Consider the following 18,738-nt stretch of genomic DNA (forward strand, 5'->3'; position numbering starts at 1 on the left):
TGGGGAAGCTCGGGGGAGCTGGGGAGGGTGGGGGCTCGGGGAGCAATGTCACGCTGGGTGCGTAAATGGTGACAGAGGAGCCCTGGTACCCGAGCATCGCACGCCAACTATCGCCCGACGGTCCCTCGTACGAGTGATATCGGTGCGTATGCCTGCCGCCGGGCCCGCCGGTGGCTCACCCCGCGGCGGGCCGCACCCGGGCCACCCACTTCTCCGGGTCGGTGATCTCCTCCTTGGTGGGGAGGGTGTTCGGGGAGGTCCACACCTTGTTGAAGCCGGTCATGCCGGCCTGCTCCACGACGGTGCGCACGAACCGCTCGCCCTCCTGGTACTGGCGCAGCTTGGCGTCCATGCCCAGCATCTTGCGCAGCGCCCGGTCCAGGCGCCCGGCGCCGGCGGCGCGGCGGCGGGTGAACTTCTCCCGGATCTCGGCGACGGAGGGCACGATGGCCGGCCCGACGCCGTCCATGACGTAGTCGGCGTGGCCCTCCAGCAGGGACATCACGGCGGTGAGCCGGTCGAGGATCTCGCGCTGGCGCGGGGTCTGCACGAGATCGACCAGGCCGCGCCCGCTGTCGGCCCCGGACTCGGGGGCGCGGCCGGTGACGGACTGGGCGGCCTGCCGGAAACGCTCCACCAGGGTGCCGGGGTCGACGTCGGACTCCTTGAGGAAGCCCTGGATTTCGCCCTCCATGTGGTCGCGCAGCCAGGGCACGGCGGTGAACTGGGTGCGGTGGGTCTCCTCGTGCAGACACACCCACAGCCGGAAGTCGTGTGGCTTGACGGCGAGTTCGCGTTCGACCTGGACGATGTTGGGGGCGACGAGGAGCAGCCGGCCGCCGCCGGGGCGGGCCGGCAGACCGGCCGTGGGCGGCGCGAAGGTCTCGTACTGGCCCAGCACCCGGGAGGACAGGAAGGACATCAGCATCCCGACCTCGACGCCGGTGACCTTGGAGCCGACGGCGGTCAGAGCCGCGCCGCCGGGGACGGTGGAGCGGCGTTCGCGCATCCGGACCATCACCGGGGAGAGCAGTTCGCGGAACCCGGCGACGTTGGCGCGGATCCAGCCGGGCCGGTCCACGACCAGCACCGGGGTGTCGGCGGCCCCGTTGTCGAGGCCGGTGAAGCCGTTCACGTGCAGCTGGGCCGCCTCGGCGTGCCTGCGCAGCTCCGCGACGGCGGCGCGGGCCTCGTCGCGGCTCACCTCGGGCCCCGGCCGCGTCATCCGGGCCGCCGTGGACACGGCGAGATTCCAGTCGACCAGATCCGTACCGCCACCGCCGAAACTCGTCATGCGCCCCACGGTACGGCGCCGCTCCCGGGACCGGTAGCCGCCGCCCGCCCCCTCCTGGCCCGCCTCACCGCCGTGGGCGGGGCGGGGCGGGCCCGGAGGTGACTGCGCCGTACGGGGGACGGCCGCCCGCCCGGGGCCCCGGAGGGCCGGGGGTGGTCGGCCCGACGGCGCCGGCCGGGCGGAGTCCGTCCCGGGGCGGTCCGGGCGGGCCCGGCCTTCGGCGGGCGCGGCCCCGCGGAGGTCCGAAAGGGAGGGCCTATCCGCAGTGGCAGGTCGCCAGGCCCGTCGCCGCCGTGTCCAGGGCGTTCTGGGCGGCGTTCGCGTCGCGTGTGTCGTTGGCCAGGAAGGCGAACGCCAGGACCCGGCCGTCGGCGGTGACGGCCGTGCCGGCCAGGGTGTTGACGCCGGTCAGCGTGCCGGTCTTGGCCCGGACCACACCCGCGCCGTCCCCGCTGCCGCCCGCCGCGTCCGTCCCGGCCCCGTACCGTCCGGTCAGCGTGCCGGTGAAGCCCGCCACCGGCATCCCGGTCAGCGCGGGCCGCAGTTCGGGCCGCTGGGGGTCGGCCGCGGCGGTCAGCACACCGGTCAGCAGCTGCGCGGTGACCACGCCCTCGCGGTCCAGGCCGCTGGCGTCCGCGATCCGCACGCCGGCCATCGGCAGCCCGAGCCCGGCGAGTTCGCCGGTGATCGCCCGGCCGACCCCCTCGAAGGTGACCGGCTGTCCCGCCTTGAGCGCGGTCGCCCGGCCCAGCGCCTCCGCCAGGTCGTTGTCGCTGTACGTCAGCATCCGCTCCACCAGGACCGACAGCGGCGCCGAGCGGTGCCGGCCCAGCCGTTCGGTGTCCTGGCCGCTCGCGGCGGCCGGCTCCCCCACGACCGTCACCCCCGCGGCCGACAGCGCGTCGGTGAAGGCACGGACCGCGTCTGCGGCGGGTTCGGTGGAGCGTACGGTCGGGCCGTGCGTGGAGCCGTCCAGCCGGCCCTCGTTGACCTGGAGCGCGGTGAGCGCGGCGATGTTGTCGTTGAAGCCGATCGGGTGCAGTGCCTCGCCGCCGTCCCACAGCGAGAGGTCGTAGCCCACGCTCACCTCGCTGACGCCGCGTTCCGTCAGCGCCTGGGCCGTCTCCTCGGCGAGCCCCTGGTAGTCCTCGGCCATCACCGTCGGGTCGCCGCCGCCCACCAGCACCACCCGCCGGGCGGCCTCGTCCCAGCCGGTGGTGGTGGACAGCCGGTGGTCGGGGCCCAGGGCCTGGAGCGCCGCCACGGCGGTGACGAGCTTGACGGTGGAGGCGGGGGTCCTGCCGGTGTCGGCGCCGGAGGCGTACAGCACGGTGCCGTCCGCGATGTCGACCACCGAGACGGCGGCGCCGCCGCCCAGCGCCGCGTCGTTCAGGGGGGACAGGACCCCGCTCAGGTCGGTGACCGCGTCCGGTCCGGAGCCCGCGACGCGTTCGCCCAGCGGGTCCAGGACGGGCGGCGCGGAGGGCAGGCCGGCGACGATCTTCTCCAGGTCGGCGACCTCGCGTTCGGCGGCCAGCCCGGCGGCGGCCTGCCGTTCGGCCGTACGCTGTCCCGAGTCCCACGGTCCGGCCAGCGCGACGGTCAGCGCGGCGGCTGCCAGACCCGCGGCTCCGGCCGCGGTGACCAGCCGCCGGGTGGGCGCGCCCAGCACCACATGCACCGCTCTTGACCACCGCACCGGCACAGCGACCAGCCCCTTTCGCGAGCACACACTTGCGTGAGGGAAACTTAACCCCTGTAGCCAGCACAGATCGCTTAAGGAGCCCCCTGTGGAGTTCGACGTCACCATCGAGATTCCGAAGGGTTCTCGGAACAAGTACGAGGTGGACCACAAGACCGGCCGCATCCGCCTGGACCGGCACCTGTTCACCTCGACCGTCTACCCGGCGGACTACGGCTTCGTCGAGGGCACCCTCGGCGAGGACGGGGACCCGCTGGACGCCCTGGTGCTGCTGGACGAGCCGACGTTCCCCGGCTGCCTGATCCAGTGCCGGGCCATCGGCATGTTCCGGATGACCGACGAGGCGGGCGGCGACGACAAGCTGCTGTGCGTGCCCTCGGCCGACCCCCGGATGGAGCACCTGCGGGACATCCACCACGTCAGCGAGTTCGACCGCCTGGAGATCCAGCACTTCTTCGAGGTGTACAAGGACCTGGAGCCCGGCAAGTCCGTCGAGGGCGCGAACTGGGTGGGCCGGGTCGAGGCGGAGGCCGAGATCGAGCGTTCGTACAAGCGTCTCGCGGAGCAGGGCGGCGAGCACTGAGCGGTTAGAACCCGCGCGTCCGTTTGGCTCCCCGCCTGCCCAGCGGGGACAGCGGAGTGGTCTGGCCCGGCGTCTTGATGAAGAGCCGGGCCATTTCGCTGCCCAGATTCACCCCGATGGCGATGGCGAGCGCCAGCGAGACCGCCAGCAGCAGGTTCTGGATGCCGGTGTCGACCTGGCCCTGTGCGAAGCCGAGCAGGCCCAGGTACGTGGCGGAGCCCGGCAGCAGCGGCCCGATGGCGGCCGTGACGTAGGGCAGCGAGGACGTGAACCGGTACCGCGACTGCAACTGTCCGAACAGGCCGACGAGTCCGGCCGCCACGGCGGTGGCCGCGAACGGCGACAGGCCGCCGGTGTCCCGCATCGCCCCGTAGATCAGCCAGGCGATCCCGCCGTTGACGGTGGCGGCGAGCACGGTGGAGCGCTCCTGCTGGAGGAGGACGCAGAACGTCAGGGACAGCAGCAGCGCGGCGCACAACTGGATGACGGGCCGGCTGTGCCGTACCACTACCTCGGGCTCCAGGCTGACGCCGGACACCTCGCCCAGGTACAGCACCGCGAGCACCCCGCACACGATGCCGACGATCAGATAGACCACTTCGAGGAGGCGGGCGGAGGCGGTCAGGTAATAGCCCGTCAGCCCGTCCTGCACGCCGGCCACCAGGGCCCGTCCGGGGATCAGCGCGAACAGGCCGCCGGTGATGATGGCTGCCGCCTGGATCTTCCCGGCGGCGTTGTCGTGCCCGGCCGCCCAGCCCACCCCCATCAGGGCGGGGGCCATGGCGGCGGCCACGAACTGGTAGAACTCCGGCAGCCCGCGTCCGGACGCCAGCCACGCCAGCCGGTCGCCCAGCATGGCGCCGGCCATCGCCAGCAGGAAGACCACCCAGTTGCCGCCCACCAGGGTGGAGGCGGCGCCCGCCAGCAGTCCGCTGGCGAAGGTCAGCTGCCACTTGGTGTACGGGTGCCGGTTGCGCCGGATGGTCGCCAGCCGGCCGTACGACTCCTCCATCGTCACCTCGCCGGAGGAGATGTCGTCGATGAGCCGGAAGACGGCCGCCAGCCGGGTGTAGTCGGTGCCCCGGCGGCGCACGGTGCGGCTGAGCGTGAACGGCGGGTCCACCAGCGAGGGCTGATAGCTGATCGAGATGAGGGTGAAGGTGACGGTGGCGTCGCAGCGGTCCAGGCCGTACGCGTGGGCGACCGCGAACATCGCCGTCTCCACGTCCTCGGCGCCCTCGCCGCCCGCCAGCAGCAGCTCGCCGATGCGCAGCGTCAGATCCAGCACCCGGGGCACGGCCGGCTGCTCGCCCGTCTCCTCGTCGGCGCGGGACGGCGGCAGCTCCGGGGTGATGCGCTCGGTGGTGGGGGCGGCGCGCACGATGGACCGCATCCGGTCCTGCCACAGGATCCCGGGCGCGGCGCGGCGCAGCGTCACGGGCAGCTGGGCCGTACCGCTGGGCGGGGTGGCCCCGCCGGGGGTGCGGAACTCACTGCGCTCCTCGACGGGCGCGCTGGTGGTGAGGCCCTCGGGGACGGTGAACCCGGAGGCCTCCTCCTCTTCGGGCTCGGTCGCGGGCGGCCTGGCCAGGCCCTCGGGGAGCGCGAACTCGGAGGTGGGGTGGTCGTCGGCCTCGGGCACCGGCTGCGGGTGACCGTAGCCTTCGGGTCGCAGCACGGGCATGAGCTGCGGGGTGGTCAGACGCCGTGGATCGCCCTCGCCACCCTCGCCGTCCTCGCCGAATCGTTTGTGCTCGCCGGCCACTCCGCTGCTCTCCTCGCCTCCCGGAATTGTGGGGTTGGCCCCACTGAGGGACCCACGATGCGAAGCATAGGATGTTCCTCACCGCAACGCCTCAAGAGCGCCCCAGGGCGCCTTCCGCCATGCCCGGCGTGTACCGAGAGTGGAGATTCATGGCGAAGCAAGCCAGCAGCAGCCGTGTGGCCGATGCCTTCAAAGGTTCCCTGGTCGGAGCGTCGGAGGCACTGCCAGGGATCAGCGGGGGCACGGTCGCGCTGATCGTCGGCGTCTACGAACGGCTGATCGCCGGGGCGAGCCATGTGACGAGCGCGATACGTCTGGGCATCGCGGACGTGCCGCGCGGGCAGGGTCTGCGCCGGGCGGGCGCCGAGTTCCGGCAGGCCGACTGGCGGATGATCGTGCCGCTGATGATCGGCATGGTGGTGGGTCTGCTGCTGTCCAGCGCGCTGCTGGCGCCGCTGGTGACGGACCACAAGCAGTACGCGTACGCCGTGTTCTTCGGCCTGGTGCTGGCCTCGCTGTGGGTGCCGTTCAGCGGCTCGGGGCGGCACTGGGGCCTGCGTGAGTGGCCGCTGGCGCTGGTGGGCGCGGGCGCCGCGTTCTGGCTGACGTCGCTGTCGGCGTCGGTGTCGCCGGACAACATGCTGGTGGTGTTCTTCTCCGGCGCGATCGCGGTCTCCGCGCTGATCCTGCCGGGGCTCTCCGGGTCGTTCCTGCTGCTGGCGCTGGGCATGTACGAGCCGACGATCGAGGCACTGAACGAGCGTGACTTCGGCTACCTCGGCGTCTTCATGGGCGGACTGCTCGTCGGTCTGGCGATCATTGTGAAGGTGCTGCGCTGGCTGCTGGAGAACTTTCACCGGGTGACGCTGGTCATCCTCACCGGTGTGATGGCGGGCGCGCTGCGGGCGCTGTGGCCCTGGCAGGGTGAGGACGAGCACGACACCTCGCTGTACGCGCCCACCGAGGGTGTGCCGCTCACGCTGGCGCTGGGGGTGGCCGGTTTCGTGGTGGTGGCCACGGTGCTGGTGATCGGTCACCGCAAGGAGCGGGCGGCCGCGGCGGCCGGGGACGGGCACGACGACGGGGACGGCACCCCGCCGCCCGCCCAGCGGGCGCGCCGCCGGCACGCGCGGGTGTGACGACGGAGCAGACCGTGGTGGCGGTCCTGCCCCCCGAGGGGGGCGGGACCGCCACCTTTTTCGTGCGCGAGGCCGCTCCGGCGCGGGCGGTGACCTCTCCGGCCGGGCCGCCGGCTCACGCCGTGGGAGGCCCGAGCAGCGGTTCCGTGCGCAGCGGGATGGCGAGCCGGTTGAGGGCGTTGATCAGGGCTACCTGGAGCACCAGGTGGCCCAGTTCCTCCTCGGCGGGGAAGCGGGCGCGCAGATCGGCCCACTGGGCGTCGCCGACGTTCTCGCAGCGGGTGACGGCCTCGGCGTAGGCCAGCGCGGCGCGCTCGCGCTCGCTGTAGAGCGGGGACTCGTGCCAGGCGGCCAGATGGTGCAGCCGCTGCTCGCTCTCGCCGTCCCGGCGGGCCTGGGTGGTGTGCATGTCGATGCAGAACAGGCAGCCGTTGAGCTGCGAGACGCGGATCTTGACAAGTTCGCAGAGCGCGGTGTCGAGCGGACTGTCGTGCACCGCGCGCTGGCTGCGGATGAGCGCTTGGTAGGACGCCGGGGCGGCCTCGGCGATGTTCAGACGGGACATGGGTGGGTGCTCCCTCGCTGGTGGGTGGTGCTGTCGGCAGGGAGACGGGGCGGGTTCCGCGGATGTGACAGTGACGGCGGTCACAGGCCGGCCGGCAGGTGGCGGAGCTTGTCCGGGTTGAGGAGCCGGTGCAGGACGGTGATACGGCCGGCCTCGACGCTCAGGGTGTCCACGCACAGGGGACGCCCGGCGTGGACGACGAGCAGGGCGGGTTCGCCGCCCGCCTCGATGGGGCGCAGGGCGCGCGTGCCGTCGCCGAACCGGCGGGCCACGCGCAGCAGCACCTCGGCGATGCGGGCGCCGCCGGTGATGGGTTTGCGGGCGGCGTGCACCTGGCCGCCGCCGTCGGTGAGGTAGACGGCGTCGGGGTGCAGCAGCCGCACGAGGGCGGGCAGGTCCCCGTTCTCGTAGGCGGACTTGAAGGCGGCCAGGACGCGGGCGTGGTCGGCGCGGTCGGCCGTGACCTGCCGCTCGCGGGCGGCGGCGATCCGGCGCCGGGCGCGGGAGGCGTGCTGCCGGGCGGCGGCCGGGGTGCCGCCCAGGACGGGGGCGATCTCGGCGAAGGCGAGCCCGAAGGCGTCGTGCAGGACCAGGGCCACACGCTCGGAGGGGGTCAGCTCCTCCATGACGAGGAGCACGGCGGTGGACACCAGCTCGTCCAGCAGCACCGGTTCGGCGGCGTCGGGACCGGTGAGCAGCGGCTCGGGCAGCCACGGGCCGACGTAGGTCTCGCGGCGGGCGCGGGCCGAACGCAGTTCGTCGTAGGACCGCCGGGCGGCTACGGTCACCAGCCACGCGCGCAGGTCCCGCACCTGCGACAGATCGGCGCGGTGGGCGCGCAGCCAGACCTCCTGGACGATGTCCTCGGCGTCCGCGACGCTCCCCAGGATCCGGTAGGCGGCCCCGAACACCGCCGCCCGGTGCTCGGCCCACACGGCGCTGTCCAGGAGGCTCGGCATCGCCCCACGGTAGCGGCACGGCGGTTTGCGGGGCGGCGGGTTCCGGGTGGGCGGGTTCCGGGCGGGCGGCGCCGACCGCCCGGCCGGTCTCCGGGCCATGGGAGCCTGTTCCTGTGATGGAGGAGAAGGTACGGCGATGGGTGCGGGCCGACTTCGGGGTGGGCCTTGTCTCCTTGGAGGACGTGGCGGGCGGCGCCGATGAGAACGCCCGGCTGTGGCGCGGGCGCACGGACGAGGGCGCGGCGTACGCGGTCAAGCTGAGCGGCGGTGGTTCCACCGCGGGACTGAGGGTGGCCGGGCTGCTGGCCGCGGAGGAGGTGCCGGGGGTGCCGGGCCCGCTGCCCGCCCGGCGCGGCGGGTGGTGGAGCGTGCGCACCGGGCGCCGGCTGTCGGTGGTGCCGTGGATCGACGGCACCCCGGCGCTGGAGGGCCCGATGAGCGCCGGGCACTGGCGGGCGTTCGGCCGGCTGCTGACACGGGTGCACGCCGCGCCGGTGCCGCCGGGGATGCCGCCGGCACAGAGCCACCGGCCGATGGCGGACGCCGTACGCGCGCTGGAGCGCTGGCTGTTGCCCGCGTCCGGGGCCGCGTCGGCGCCGGCCGCCGACCAGCTGGTGCGGGGGCTCGCCGACGCCTGGCGGGAGGGATCGGGCCGGCTGGCCGCGCTGGTGGCCCGGGCCGGCGCGCTGCGTCCCGCAGCCACCGACGCGGCCGCGCCGGGGGTGATCTGCCACGCCGATCCGCATCTGGGCAATGTGCTGCTGGGGGACGGTGACCGGGTGTGGCTGATCGACTGGGACGACGCGGTGTGCGCGGCGCCCGAACAGGACCTGCTGTTCGTGCTGGGCGGGGTGCTGCCCTTCGCGCAGGTGACGGACGAACAGCGCACGTGGTTCTTCGAGGGGTACGGCCCGGCCGACCTCGACCCGGACCGGCTGACGTACTACCGCTGCGTGCGTGCCCTGGAGGACGTGGCGGTCCCCGCGGCCCAGGTGCTGGACCGCGAGGGGCTGCCGGAGGGCGAGCGCGCCGGGGCGCTGGAGATCGTCCGCAGCGTGCTGTCGCCCACCGGCCTGCTGGACCAGGCGCTCTCCTCCCCGGGTCAGGTGTCGTACAGGCCGTCCCAGGGTGCGGAGAATCCCAGCCGGTCGGGGTAGAGCTCCACCCATTCCCGGTCCTCCTCCACCACGAGGCCGAACAACTGCCCCTCGTGGTGGACGGAGAACGGGCCTATCGCGATGTCCGCGAACCGGCGCCCGGGCAGCGCCGCCAGCCAGTCGTCGAGCCGGGTCAGCCCGTCAGCCGCGGTGCCGGTGGCCTCGATCCGGGAGGAGCGGTGCCGGCCGGCCCCGTCGAACAGGTGGAGCACGGCGTACCAGCGCCTCTCCTGCTCGTCGAAGGTCGCGGTGACGGAGGCGAGGAACTGTCCGTGCTGGTAGTGGCCGATGGTGTCGGTGCGGTGGCCGGGCTCGTGCTGGATGGGGATGACCGCGGGGATCGTCATACGCACTGAAGTTAGCGGTCGCCACTGACAGTGTCGTGGGTGCGCAGGAAGGCCGCGAGCCCGGGCAGGTCGTCGGTGTTGATCCAGTCGGCGCCGGCCGCCAGGAGTTCGCGCCACACCGCGTCCCTGGCCGGGCCGGGCGCGTCCGGGGTGGCCCAGAACCGGACGGTCTGCCCGGCCACGTGCGCCCGGCCCGTGAGGTCGTGCAGCGCCGCCCGTTCGGCGGCCGGGATCGGTCCGTAGCCCTGCCAGCGGAAGGAGTTGTTCCAGTTGCCGCTGATGAGCGGGATGAAGGAGGCGGGGGCAGGGCCGCCCAGGTCCTCGATCCTGCCGTCGTAGAAGGCCCACCGGGTGGGCTCGGCCTCCATCGGAGCGCGCGCCGCCCGGTCCCCGGAGACGACAGCGGTGACCGCCCCGCGCCGTACCCGCCCTGCGGCGGTGGCGGAGCCGAGGATCGACCGGTACGGGCGCAGCGCCCGGGACAGCGCGCGGTAGGTGGGGTCGCCCGCGGTCTTGAGGTCGATGAGGAGTTGCAGGGACTGCCGGGGCGCGGAGCGGTACACCGAGCCGCCGTTGGCGCGGATCCGGGCGGCGAGCGGATCGAGGTAGAGGGACTGGAGGGTGCGTGCCGGGTCGAGGTCGATCGCGTCGTGGGCGACCAGGAGCTGACCGTCCACCAGCCAGATGTCGGCCTCGACACTGGCGAAGCCGTGGTCGAGGGCGTCGTGGAGCGGGCGGGGGTGCTCGTAGTCGTTGTGCGCGTGGGCGCGGCGCGCGAAGGGGGGTTCGGCGGGCGGGGTCGGTCGGGCACCGATGAGGACGGGGACGGCGAGCGCGCCGGCGGTGGCGGTGAGGGCGAGCCGCCTGCTGGGATGGGCCACGATTCCTCCAGGACGCGGGGGTACGGCCTGGCTGAGTATCGTGCGGAGGAGGCAGTGATGACAGGGTCCGCGGCGGAGTTCGACGAGCCTTCCCGGGTTGTTTCCCGGCTGTGGTACGTGGCGTACGGCTCCAATACGCACCGGGCGCGGCTGGACGCGTATCTGCGGGGCGGGCGCTCGGCGGACGGGGGCGACCGGACGTACCCGGGCTGCCGGGATCCGCGCCCGCCGGAGCGCACCGTGGGCGTCATGCTGCCGGGGGCGCTGTACTTCGCCACGCGGTCACCGGTGTGGGGCGGCGGCCGGGCCTTCTACGATCCCGCGGTGGCGGGGGAGATCCCGGCGCGCGCCTATCTGCTGACGGTGAGCCAGTTCTCGGACATCGCGCACCAGGAGATGTTCCGCGCGCCGGGGACGGATCTGGACCTGGGCCGGGTGCTGCGGCACGGCCGGGACCGGCTCGGTCCCGGACGGTACGAGACGCTGGTGCGGGCCGGGACGCTGGACGGGCTGCCGCTGCTGACGTTCACGGCGCCGTGGGGTCTGCACGAGGTCCCGCCGGTGGCGCCGACGGGGCCGTATCTGCGGCAGCTGGGCTCGGGCATCGCCGAGGCGCACGGCTGGCCGGCGGCGCGTGTCGCGCGCTTCCTGGCGTCCTGCCCGGGGGCGGCCGGGCACTGGTCCGCGCGGGAGGTGGAGGCGGTGCTGCCGGCCGGTCAGTGACCGGTGCCGGCGCTCTGGGACGCCTCCTTGGCCTGCGGTCTGATCTGGTCGGCGGTCAGCGCGTAGCCGGTGTCGGCATCGGTGGAGGAGCGGGCGAAGACCATGCCGTAGACCTTGCCGTCCGAGGTGAGGAGCGGACCGCCGGAGTTTCCGGGGCGGACGTTGGCCCGCAGCGTGTAGACGTCGCGGGTGACGACGTTGGTGCCGTAGATGTCCTGGCCGCGGGCGTCGGTGCGGCCTGCGACGGTGGCGCCCCGGAGGTCCAGGCCCTGGTTCTCGGGGTAGCCGGCCACCACCGCCTTGTCGCCGCGCTTGGCCTCGCCGGCGAAGTCGAGGGCGGGGGCGGTGAGTCCGGGCACCTGGAGGACGGCGACGTCGGTCTCGGGGTCGAAGAGGACCACATCGGCGCCCTGGACGGCGCCCGAGCCGCCGACCTGCACGGTCTGGGTGATGGCGCCCTCCACGACGTGGGCGTTGGTCATCACCAGTTCGTCGTCGAAGACGAAGCCGCTGCCCTCCTGGATCTGGCCCCCCGAGGTGGCGACGATCTTGACCGTGCTGTCCTCGGCGGCCTGCTGGGCGGCGGCCGTGACCTCGTCGGCCATCGGCACGGTGGCGGTGTCGAGGGCGGACGCGTCGCGTTCGAAGGGGTTGAAGACCCGGGGGAAGCCGGCCTCGCTGAGCGCGCCGGCGGCCCGGCTGAACCAGGTCGGCGCCTGGGCGGGCATCCGGTCCTGCACGCCGGTGAGCACCCGCGACTCCCGGATCGCCTGGTTGAGCCCGGGGTAGGGGGAGCTGATCAGCGCGCTGGCGGCGATCCAGGCCACCAGCAGGACGGCGGTGGCGTTGAGCACGGCGCCGCCGGCTCCGTCGGCCCAGCGGACCGGGGTCCAGGTGAGGCCGTCCCGCAGCCGCACGGCGAGCGCCCCGGCCAGGGCCTGGCCGATGGCGGCGGGCACCAGCACCAGCAGCAGGGCGGTGAGGGTGACGGTGAGGGTGCCCGGCGCCATGTGTTCCACGGCCAGCGGCAGCAGCCACACCCCGATCGCCGCACCCCCGACGAATCCGGCGAGGGTGATCAGGGCGGCGACCAGACCCAGCCGGTACCCCGATATGGCGAAGACGATCGCGGCGATCACAAGGATGACATCGAGCAGATTCACCGGGGCCCCTCTCGTCATGATGGGAAACGTGGGTGAATGCCCTGCTGGTTCCCGATGTCTTCCTTGTGAGCGGGTGTCCGCCGGGGCGATGCGCGATGCGCGCCGGGGCGGCGCGCGGCGCGCGTCAGCCGAAGAGCGGCCCGGTGAAGGTGAAGCCCACCTCGTGGCCGGCGATGGCGAACAGGCCCAGCAGCGCCAGGGCGGCGCCGGCCAGCGAGATGTCCTTGAGGAACTGCGTCATCTCGTTCTGCCGGGTGCCGGCGTCGCTCTCCTTCCAGAAGGGGTGCATGAGGAACGCCGTGGGGATCAGGAAGATCACCAGCAGGAGCGCGCCCAGGTCGGCCCAGATGCCGAAGGCGACGCTCAGCGCGCCGAGCAGCATGACGATGCCGGAGCCGCGTACGAGGTTCTCCCCCGAGGGCAGGCCCTTGGATTCGACATAACCCGCCATCGCTCTGCTCTGCGACAGGTGGTTGAAGGCCGATCCGAGGAACAGCAGCGCGAAAAGAATCCGGCCGATCAGTACGAGAATATCCATGCCGAAAACCTCCAGAAAAGCGGAGGAGGAACGAGCGGGGATCGGGGATGGAACCGGGCAGCAACCACCGTATAGCGGCCCGCCGCACTCCGCATCTTCAGCGGAAATCTTCCCCATTCTTCCGCGACTTTGTCAGGGGTGGCGTTTATGCCCGCACCGGTCGGGCATGGGCACAAAGTGCCGTGGATGCAGGGGGATCCCCGGGGGAATGGCTCCGCCGCAGTATCTTGCGGAAACAACAGAGAGTAGCCGGCTGACTGCCCTCGACCTCAGGGAGGTGCCATGAGCACGTCCGCACGGAGTACCCCGCACACCGCTGCCGCCCCCCGGCGGCGGCGTGGACGCCACCCGCACGACGACGCCCCCGACACCGCTCGCCAATTCGACCGCATCGCCGCCCTGCCCGACTGCCCCGAGCGGGAGGAGCTGTGCCAGGAGGTGATCTGCGCCTGGATGCCGATGGCGGGACGGCTGGCCCGCAACTTCCGCGACCGGGGCGAGGCCCTGGAGGACCTGGAGCAGGTGGCGGCTCTCGGCCTGGTCAAGGCCGTGCACCGCTATGATCCGGGGCGCGGCAGCGCCTTCGAGAGCTTCGCGGTGCCCACGATCGTCGGCGAGGTGAAACGCCACTTCCGCGACCACCTGTGGGGCGTGCACGTGCCGCGCCGCACCCAGGAACTCCGCAATCAGGTGCGGGCCGCCAGCCGCCAGCTGGAATGCCGCCCCGATGACCGGCGGCCCACCGTGGCAGAACTCGCCGAGTTCAGCGGACTGAGCCCCGAGGAGGTCATGACCGGCCTTGAGGCGCTGGAGAGTTACAGTCCGCTGTCCCTCGACGCGGAACTCCCGGGAACGGATGACGGATACTCCCTCAAGGACACGCTCGGGGTCCCGGATCCCGGATATGACCAGGTGGTCTTCCGGGAAGCGGTCAAACCGAAACTCCGCTGCCTTCCCGAGCGGGACCAGCACATTCTGTATCTCCGTTTCTTTGACGAGTTGACACAGAGCAAGATTGCCGACCGTATGGGCATTTCCCAGATGCATGTATCCCGGCTGCTGACCCGCATCTGTGAGCGCCTCCAGGAAGAGATCGAGGAGGACCGCGAGGAGCGGGAATGACCCGGCGGGCCGGAGCGTCCGACGCAGGGCGCCGACCGGTCCGGCCCGGCGAACGGGCGGCGCGCCGTGCCGGGCACGCGCAGCGGGTGGAGCCCGGCAGCGCGCCCTCAGGCGTCCCTGCGGCCCAGAGCGGTATCGGCCGCCAGCAGGAGCAGCACGGTGTACCCGCCGACCAGGGCCAGGGACGGCCAGGCCGCCGGCCCGGCCGGAACGACAGCCCTCCGCGCGCTACATGTTGATCATGTGTCCCGAGAGTCCGTGGATGGCCTCCTTGACGGCCTCGCCCAGCGTGGGGTGCGCGTGCACGTTCCGCGCCACCTCATGGACGGTCAGGTCCCACTGCTGTGCCAGGGTCAGCTCCGGCAGCAGCTCGGTCACCTCGGGGCCGATGAGGTGCGCGCCGAGCAGCTCGCCGTGCGTGTCGTCCGAGATGATCTTGACGAAACCGGTGGCCTGCCCCAGCCCGTGCGCCTTACCGTTGGCGGTGAAGGGGAACTTCACCACCTTCACGTCCCAGCCCCGCTCCGCCGCCTGCTCCTTCGCCTGCGCCTCGGTCCAGCCGAAACTGGCGATCTGCGGCTGGCAGTAGGTGGCGCGCGGGATCATCACGTAGTCGAGCTCCATCGTCTCGGCGCCCGCGATCGTCTCGGCCGCGATGATGCCCATGGACTCGGCGGCGTGCGCCAGCATGAGCTTGGCGGTGACGTCCCCGATCGCGAAGATGTGCGGCACCGAGGTACGCAGCCGCCCGTCGACGTCGATGGCGCCGCGCTCGGTCAGCCGTACCCCGGTGTTCTCCAGACCGAAGCCCGTCACCCGCGGCGCGAAGCCGATCGCCTGGAGCACCTTGTCGGCCTCCAGCACCTGCCGGGTGCCATCCGCGCGGGTCACGGTCACCCGCACCGGCGCGGCCGGGTCGCCGTCGTCGATCGATTCGACCCGGGTGGAGGTGAGCGCCTCGATGCCCAGCTTGCGGTACTGCCGCGCCAGTTCCTTGGAGACGTCCGCGTCCTCCAGCGGCACCAGGCGGTCCAGGAACTCCACGATCGTCACCTTGACGCCGTAGGAGGCCAGGACGTACGCGAACTCCACCCCGATCGCCCCGGCACCCGCGATGATGATGGAGCCGGGCAGCTCCGACTCCAGGATCTGCTCCTCGTAGGTGACCACGCGCTCGCTGAGGCTGGTGCCCGGCAGCAGCTTGGTGGTGGCGCCGGAGGCGATGACGCAGTGGTCGAAGGTGACGGTCTCGGTGCCGCCGGAGTTCAGCTCCACCCGCAGCGTGTGGTCGTCGGCGAAGGTGCCGCGGCCCTGGTACTCGGTGATGCCGTTCTTCTTCATCAGGTAGTGCACGCCGGCCACCCGCCCGTCGGCGACCTTGCGGCTGCGGCTGTACGCCTCGGTGTAGTCGAAGCTGACCCGGCCCTCGACCTTGATCCCGAAGGTCTGCGCCTCATGGGTGAACAGGTGGGCCAGCTCCGCGTTGCGCAGCAGGGCCTTGGAGGGGATGCACCCGACGTTCAGACAGACCCCGCCCCAGTACTTCGCCTCGATGACCGCGGTCCGCAGTCCGAGCTGGCTGGCGCGGACGGCGGCGGTGTAGCCGCCGGGTCCGGCGCCCAGGACGACGACGTCATAGTGCGTGCTCATGCGTCTCACGCTTTCTGGGTGAAGAGGTGGCTGATGGCTGTGCCACCGACACTACGCCGCCCCTACCACACGTCGCCGTCCCGCCAGTCGCAGGACAGCTCGCCGGCCAGGTCGAGCGGGATGTCGGCCGGAGGCCGTACCGGCAGGACGAACACCCCGCCGTCGTCCTCCGCCGTACGGACCAGGCCCTCGGCCGTCAGCGCCGAGGTGGGCCCCTGCCACTGCCGCCAGCCGCGCGCCGCGTAGAAGTCCAGGGCGTCCTCGGAGGAGCCGAGCGCGCCCAGGTCGTACGCACGGCGCACGATCTCCTCCAGCACGCGCAGCAGCGCGGCGCCGTGACCGTGCCCGCGGTGCCCGGCGCGCACCGCCACCCCTTCGAGGTAGCCGGTCCGGATCGCCCGCCCGCCGTGCAGCAGCTGGCGCTGGATGACGGCGCCGTGCCCGATGACGAGCCCGTCCGGCGTACGGATCAGGGCGTGCAGCCCGCCCAGGGTGTGGGACCAGTCCTCGTCGGTGAAGTCACCGTCGAACGCCTCGTCGAGGAGGGCGCGGACCGCCGTGCGGGTGCCGGCGTCCAGCTGCGCGGTGTGAAGGATCTGCGGTTCGGGTGCGGCCATGGCCGTCATCCTGACAGCAGGGGGCGGCTACGGCATCCGGGTTCTGGTCGGGGGCTGAAGGTGTGTCAGCGGCGGCCGTACGGTGTGGCGGCGCCAGCATCGGCGACGTGCGTCAGCGAATCCGTACATTTCAGCGAGGCGTCGCCCTCGCGGTGGTGCTCGCCGCAGCGTGTCCCTCCCCCGGGGCGGCCGCGACGCCACCGACGGTCGAGTCCCTGACCGCCGAGGTCAGGGAGCTGCGGGCGGAGGCGGCCAGTGCCACCGCCACCCATGAGCGGCTGCGAAGACGGCAGATCGACCAGCGCGCCGAGGTGGCCGAGGTGCGCGAGCGGCTGACGGCGGAGCGCGAACGGCTGGCCGCCCTGCGGGACATCGCCGGGCAGCGGGCCCGCGAGCAGTACCGCTCGGGCGGCGGCGGCACCGGGCTCGCCCAGCTGATACTGGCCGACTCCCCCGACATCTTCCTGCGCCGGGTCTCCCTGCTGGGGCGCGGCGACCACGCGGCCCGCCAGCTGCTGGAGGAGGTGCGCGAGGCCGAGGCGGCACTGGCCAGGGACGAACTGCGCGCCTCCCGTACCTACACCCGCATGCGGCAGGAGGCCGAGCGGCAGCGGGAGGTGCGCGAGGAGGTCGAACGGAGCCTCGCGGAGGCGGAGCGGCGGCTGACCGAACTGCGTCAGCTGCGCGAACGGCAGGAGGCCAAGAAGCGGCGCACCACCGCGCAGCCCGCCGCCGCGCTGCCCGCCCTCGTCCCGGCCGGCGACTGCGCGACGCGGGTCCGCGACGCGGCCGAGCTGGCCGAACCGGCGGGCGGCGGCGCGTCCTGGGTGGCGCCGGTGGAGCGGTACACGCTCTCGGCGTCGTTCGCGCAGAACGGCGGGATGTGGTCCTCGGCCCACACCGGCCAGGACTTCGCGGTGCCCACCGGAACCCCCGTACGGGCGATCGGCTCCGGCACCGTCGTCTCGGTGAGCTGCGGGGACGCCTTCGGCAACAGTGTGATCATCGACCACGGGAACGGCTACTACAGCCAGTACGCGCATCTCTCCCTCACCGAGGTGGCGCAGGGCAGCCGCATCGCCGTCGGTCAGCGCCTGGGCCTGTCCGGCAGCACCGGGAACTCCACCGGGCCGCACCTGCACTTCGAGATCCGCCTGACCCCGTACGTCGGGTCGGCCATCGACCCGGCCCCGTGGCTGCGCGACCACGGCGTGAGTCTGTGACCCGGTGACCCTGTGGGCGTGCGGTGGCACGGTGCCGTGCCACCCGTCCGCCGTCCCCCGGTCTGTTGTCCGCCCGCCGCGCGTCACGCACCTGGGTTCACAGCAGCCGCTCGGCCAGCGCGTGCGCCGCGAAGACGGCCGCCGTGCCGGTGATGACGCTGACCGCCATGTTGAGGGCCGCCAGCAGCCTGGCCCCCGACTCGGCCAGCCGCAGCGTCTCGTAGGAGAAGGTGGAGTACGTCGTCATCGCCCCCATCATCCCCGTGCCCAGCAGCAGTTGCGCGGAGGAGGAGGCCGCCCCGGCAGCCGCCGCGCCGGTCAGCGCGCCGAACACCGCGCAGCCGGCCACGTTCACCGTGAAGGTGCCCCACGGAAAGAGCTGATCGTGCCGCGCCTGCACCGCACGGTCGGTGAGATAGCGCAGCGGCGCGCCGACCATGCCGCCCACGAACACCAGGATCCAGTTCACCGGACGATCTCCACCTCGTCCACCCACGCCACCAGGGTCTCCCCCACCACTTCCCGCAGCTCCGCCACGAACGCCCGTACCCGTTCCGCCACATCCACGACGACCACCGCGACCGGCAGTTCCTCGCTCAGCGACAGCAGCCGGGTGGTGTGGATCAGCGAGGACGCGCCGAAGCCCTCGATGCCGCGGAAGACGCTCGCCCCCGCCAGCCGGGCGCGGTGCGCCCGGTGCACGATCTCGCTGTACATGGGACGGTGCCCGTGCAGGTCGCCCTCACCGACCAGTACGGTGAGCCGCAGTCCCGCCGTCGTGCGTCCCGCCGTTCCCGCCGGTCCCGCGCCCGCGCCCGTGGCCGCCGTCGCGCCGGACGCCCCGGACGACCCGGATGTCATGCCGGCCTCCGTCGCCGGGCCAGGACCGCGCGCGTGGACGCCGTGCCCGCCCACACGGCGGCCAGCGCCGCCGCCAGGGTCGCCACCAGATATCCCAGCGCGGGCCCCACCCGCCCCGCGTCCGTCAGGGCGCGGATGCCCTCGGCGTACGCGGAGAAGGTGGTGAAGCCGCCCAGCACGCCGGTGCCCAGGAAGGGCCGTGCCAGCGGGTGCCCGCGTTCCTCGGTGATCACCATCAGCGCCCCGATGAGGGCACACCCGAGGGCGTTGACCGCGAGAATCGTCCAGGGAAAGCCGCTCTCGGCGGGCATGTCCCACAGCCGCGTCGCGCCGTACCGCGCCGTCGCGCCCAGTCCGCCGCCCACCGCCACGGCGAGTACCACCGTGGGCGCGGGCCCGGCGGACGGGTGCGGCGGCCTGAGCTTGTCCATGGTGGCGTCATGTTAACG

20 protein-coding genes are annotated in these 18,738 nt (G+C 73.0%); 6 read left to right on the top strand and 14 right to left on the bottom strand.

The genetic code is table 11. The features are described from left to right. Positions 1-175: 175 nt before the first annotated feature. Together ACTFAP_RS12240 and dacB are read right to left on the bottom strand one after the other, a co-directional pair. Complete coding sequence (locus tag ACTFAP_RS12240; protein WP_390118582.1) at positions 176-1,294, bottom strand: zinc-dependent metalloprotease; 1,119 nt, start codon at positions 1,292-1,294, stop codon at positions 176-178. A 256-nt stretch (positions 1,295-1,550) separates the two neighbouring features. Continuing rightward, positions 1,551-2,993 (bottom strand): D-alanyl-D-alanine carboxypeptidase/D-alanyl-D-alanine endopeptidase, encoded by a 1,443-nt coding sequence (dacB, locus tag ACTFAP_RS12245; protein ID WP_500469064.1) that lies wholly within the window; start codon positions 2,991-2,993, stop codon positions 1,551-1,553. 91 nt (positions 2,994-3,084) lie between these two features. On the opposite strand from dacB, the gene ACTFAP_RS12250 reads away from it, so the two are divergent. Then, on the top strand, positions 3,085-3,579 hold the full coding sequence (locus tag ACTFAP_RS12250) for an inorganic diphosphatase (RefSeq protein WP_030735028.1): 495 nt from the start codon (positions 3,085-3,087) through the stop codon (positions 3,577-3,579). A gap of 4 nt (positions 3,580-3,583) precedes the next feature. Here the strand turns inward: ACTFAP_RS12250 and ACTFAP_RS12255 are convergent, their stop codons facing one another. Continuing rightward, positions 3,584-5,263: a threonine/serine exporter family protein gene (locus ACTFAP_RS12255; RefSeq protein ID WP_390118757.1), complete on the bottom strand. Its 1,680-nt coding sequence runs from the start codon at positions 5,261-5,263 to the stop codon at positions 3,584-3,586. Positions 5,264-5,493: 230 nt separating this feature from the next. Here ACTFAP_RS12255 and ACTFAP_RS12260 point away from each other — a divergent pair, with 230 nt between their 5' ends. Continuing rightward, positions 5,494-6,483, top strand: a complete 990-nt coding sequence (locus ACTFAP_RS12260) for an undecaprenyl phosphate translocase family protein (RefSeq protein ID WP_495684577.1) — start codon at positions 5,494-5,496, stop codon at positions 6,481-6,483. Between the two features lie 115 nt (positions 6,484-6,598). Here ACTFAP_RS12260 and ACTFAP_RS12265 read toward each other — a convergent pair whose 3' ends face one another. Next, positions 6,599-7,048, bottom strand: a complete 450-nt coding sequence (locus ACTFAP_RS12265) for a carboxymuconolactone decarboxylase family protein (protein WP_495684578.1) — start codon at positions 7,046-7,048, stop codon at positions 6,599-6,601. Between the two features lie 80 nt (positions 7,049-7,128). Then, on the bottom strand, positions 7,129-8,007 hold the full coding sequence (gene sigJ, locus ACTFAP_RS12270) for an RNA polymerase sigma factor SigJ (RefSeq protein WP_500469065.1): 879 nt from the start codon (positions 8,005-8,007) through the stop codon (positions 7,129-7,131). A gap of 116 nt (positions 8,008-8,123) precedes the next feature. Here sigJ and ACTFAP_RS12275 point away from each other — a divergent pair, with 116 nt between their 5' ends. Further along, on the top strand, positions 8,124-9,164 hold the full coding sequence (locus ACTFAP_RS12275) for a phosphotransferase enzyme family protein (RefSeq protein ID WP_500469459.1): 1,041 nt from the start codon (positions 8,124-8,126) through the stop codon (positions 9,162-9,164). Here the strand turns inward: ACTFAP_RS12275 and ACTFAP_RS12280 are convergent. Together ACTFAP_RS12280 and ACTFAP_RS12285 are read right to left on the bottom strand one after the other, a co-directional pair. Beyond that, a complete protein-coding gene (locus ACTFAP_RS12280) occupies positions 9,110-9,511 on the bottom strand; it encodes a hypothetical protein (RefSeq protein WP_495684580.1) in 402 nt (133 codons plus the stop codon). The genes ACTFAP_RS12275 and ACTFAP_RS12280 overlap by 55 nt on opposite strands. A gap of 11 nt (positions 9,512-9,522) precedes the next feature. After that, complete coding sequence (locus ACTFAP_RS12285; RefSeq protein WP_500469066.1) at positions 9,523-10,392, bottom strand: phosphatidylinositol-specific phospholipase C/glycerophosphodiester phosphodiesterase family protein; 870 nt, start codon at positions 10,390-10,392, stop codon at positions 9,523-9,525. Positions 10,393-10,449: 57 nt separating this feature from the next. On the opposite strand from ACTFAP_RS12285, the gene ACTFAP_RS12290 reads away from it, so the two are divergent. Next, the gene (locus tag ACTFAP_RS12290) at positions 10,450-11,115 is read left to right on the top strand and encodes a histone deacetylase (protein ID WP_500469067.1); all 666 of its coding nucleotides are present in this window, start codon (positions 10,450-10,452) and stop codon (positions 11,113-11,115) included. Here ACTFAP_RS12290 and ACTFAP_RS12295 read toward each other — a convergent pair. Further along, on the bottom strand, positions 11,109-12,296 hold the full coding sequence (locus tag ACTFAP_RS12295) for a MarP family serine protease (protein ID WP_500469068.1): 1,188 nt from the start codon (positions 12,294-12,296) through the stop codon (positions 11,109-11,111). The two genes, ACTFAP_RS12290 and ACTFAP_RS12295, sit on opposite strands and share 7 nt — an antisense overlap. Before the next feature lie 106 nt (positions 12,297-12,402). Then, a complete protein-coding gene (locus ACTFAP_RS12300) occupies positions 12,403-12,816 on the bottom strand; it encodes a DoxX family membrane protein (RefSeq protein WP_495684583.1) in 414 nt (137 codons plus the stop codon). A gap of 282 nt (positions 12,817-13,098) precedes the next feature. On the opposite strand from ACTFAP_RS12300, the gene ACTFAP_RS12305 reads away from it, so the two are divergent. Further along, positions 13,099-13,938: a SigB/SigF/SigG family RNA polymerase sigma factor gene (locus ACTFAP_RS12305; RefSeq protein ID WP_043178101.1), complete on the top strand. Its 840-nt coding sequence runs from the start codon at positions 13,099-13,101 to the stop codon at positions 13,936-13,938. A gap of 228 nt (positions 13,939-14,166) precedes the next feature. On the opposite strand, the gene lpdA is transcribed toward ACTFAP_RS12305, so the two are convergent. Further along, complete coding sequence (gene lpdA / locus ACTFAP_RS12310) at positions 14,167-15,588, bottom strand: dihydrolipoyl dehydrogenase (RefSeq protein WP_390118546.1); 1,422 nt, start codon at positions 15,586-15,588, stop codon at positions 14,167-14,169. Between the two features lie 62 nt (positions 15,589-15,650). After that, a complete protein-coding gene (locus tag ACTFAP_RS12315) occupies positions 15,651-16,205 on the bottom strand; it encodes a GNAT family N-acetyltransferase (protein ID WP_400013104.1) in 555 nt (184 codons plus the stop codon). Positions 16,206-16,360: 155 nt separating this feature from the next. On the opposite strand from ACTFAP_RS12315, the gene ACTFAP_RS12320 reads away from it, so the two are divergent. Beyond that, positions 16,361-17,428 carry a murein hydrolase activator EnvC family protein gene (locus tag ACTFAP_RS12320; RefSeq protein WP_500469069.1) on the top strand — a complete coding sequence of 356 codons (1,068 nt, stop codon included), beginning with the start codon at positions 16,361-16,363 and terminating at the stop codon, positions 17,426-17,428. 97 nt (positions 17,429-17,525) lie between these two features. Here ACTFAP_RS12320 and crcB read toward each other — a convergent pair whose 3' ends face one another. Genes crcB through ACTFAP_RS12335 form a run of 3 tightly spaced genes read right to left on the bottom strand, consistent with a single transcriptional unit; the run spans position 17,526 to position 18,720 of the window. Next, the gene (gene crcB, locus ACTFAP_RS12325) at positions 17,526-17,897 is read right to left on the bottom strand and encodes a fluoride efflux transporter CrcB (protein WP_390118538.1); all 372 of its coding nucleotides are present in this window, start codon (positions 17,895-17,897) and stop codon (positions 17,526-17,528) included. Continuing rightward, complete coding sequence (locus ACTFAP_RS12330; protein WP_500469070.1) at positions 17,894-18,289, bottom strand: DUF190 domain-containing protein; 396 nt, start codon at positions 18,287-18,289, stop codon at positions 17,894-17,896. Before ACTFAP_RS12330 ends, crcB begins: the two co-directional genes overlap by 4 nt. Continuing rightward, positions 18,286-18,720 (bottom strand): fluoride efflux transporter FluC, encoded by a 435-nt coding sequence (locus ACTFAP_RS12335; protein ID WP_500469071.1) that lies wholly within the window; start codon positions 18,718-18,720, stop codon positions 18,286-18,288. The genes ACTFAP_RS12330 and ACTFAP_RS12335 overlap by 4 nt, the downstream gene beginning before the upstream one ends. Positions 18,721-18,738: the final 18 nt, after the last annotated feature.

Source organism: Streptomyces sp. PH9007, from assembly GCF_059813725.1.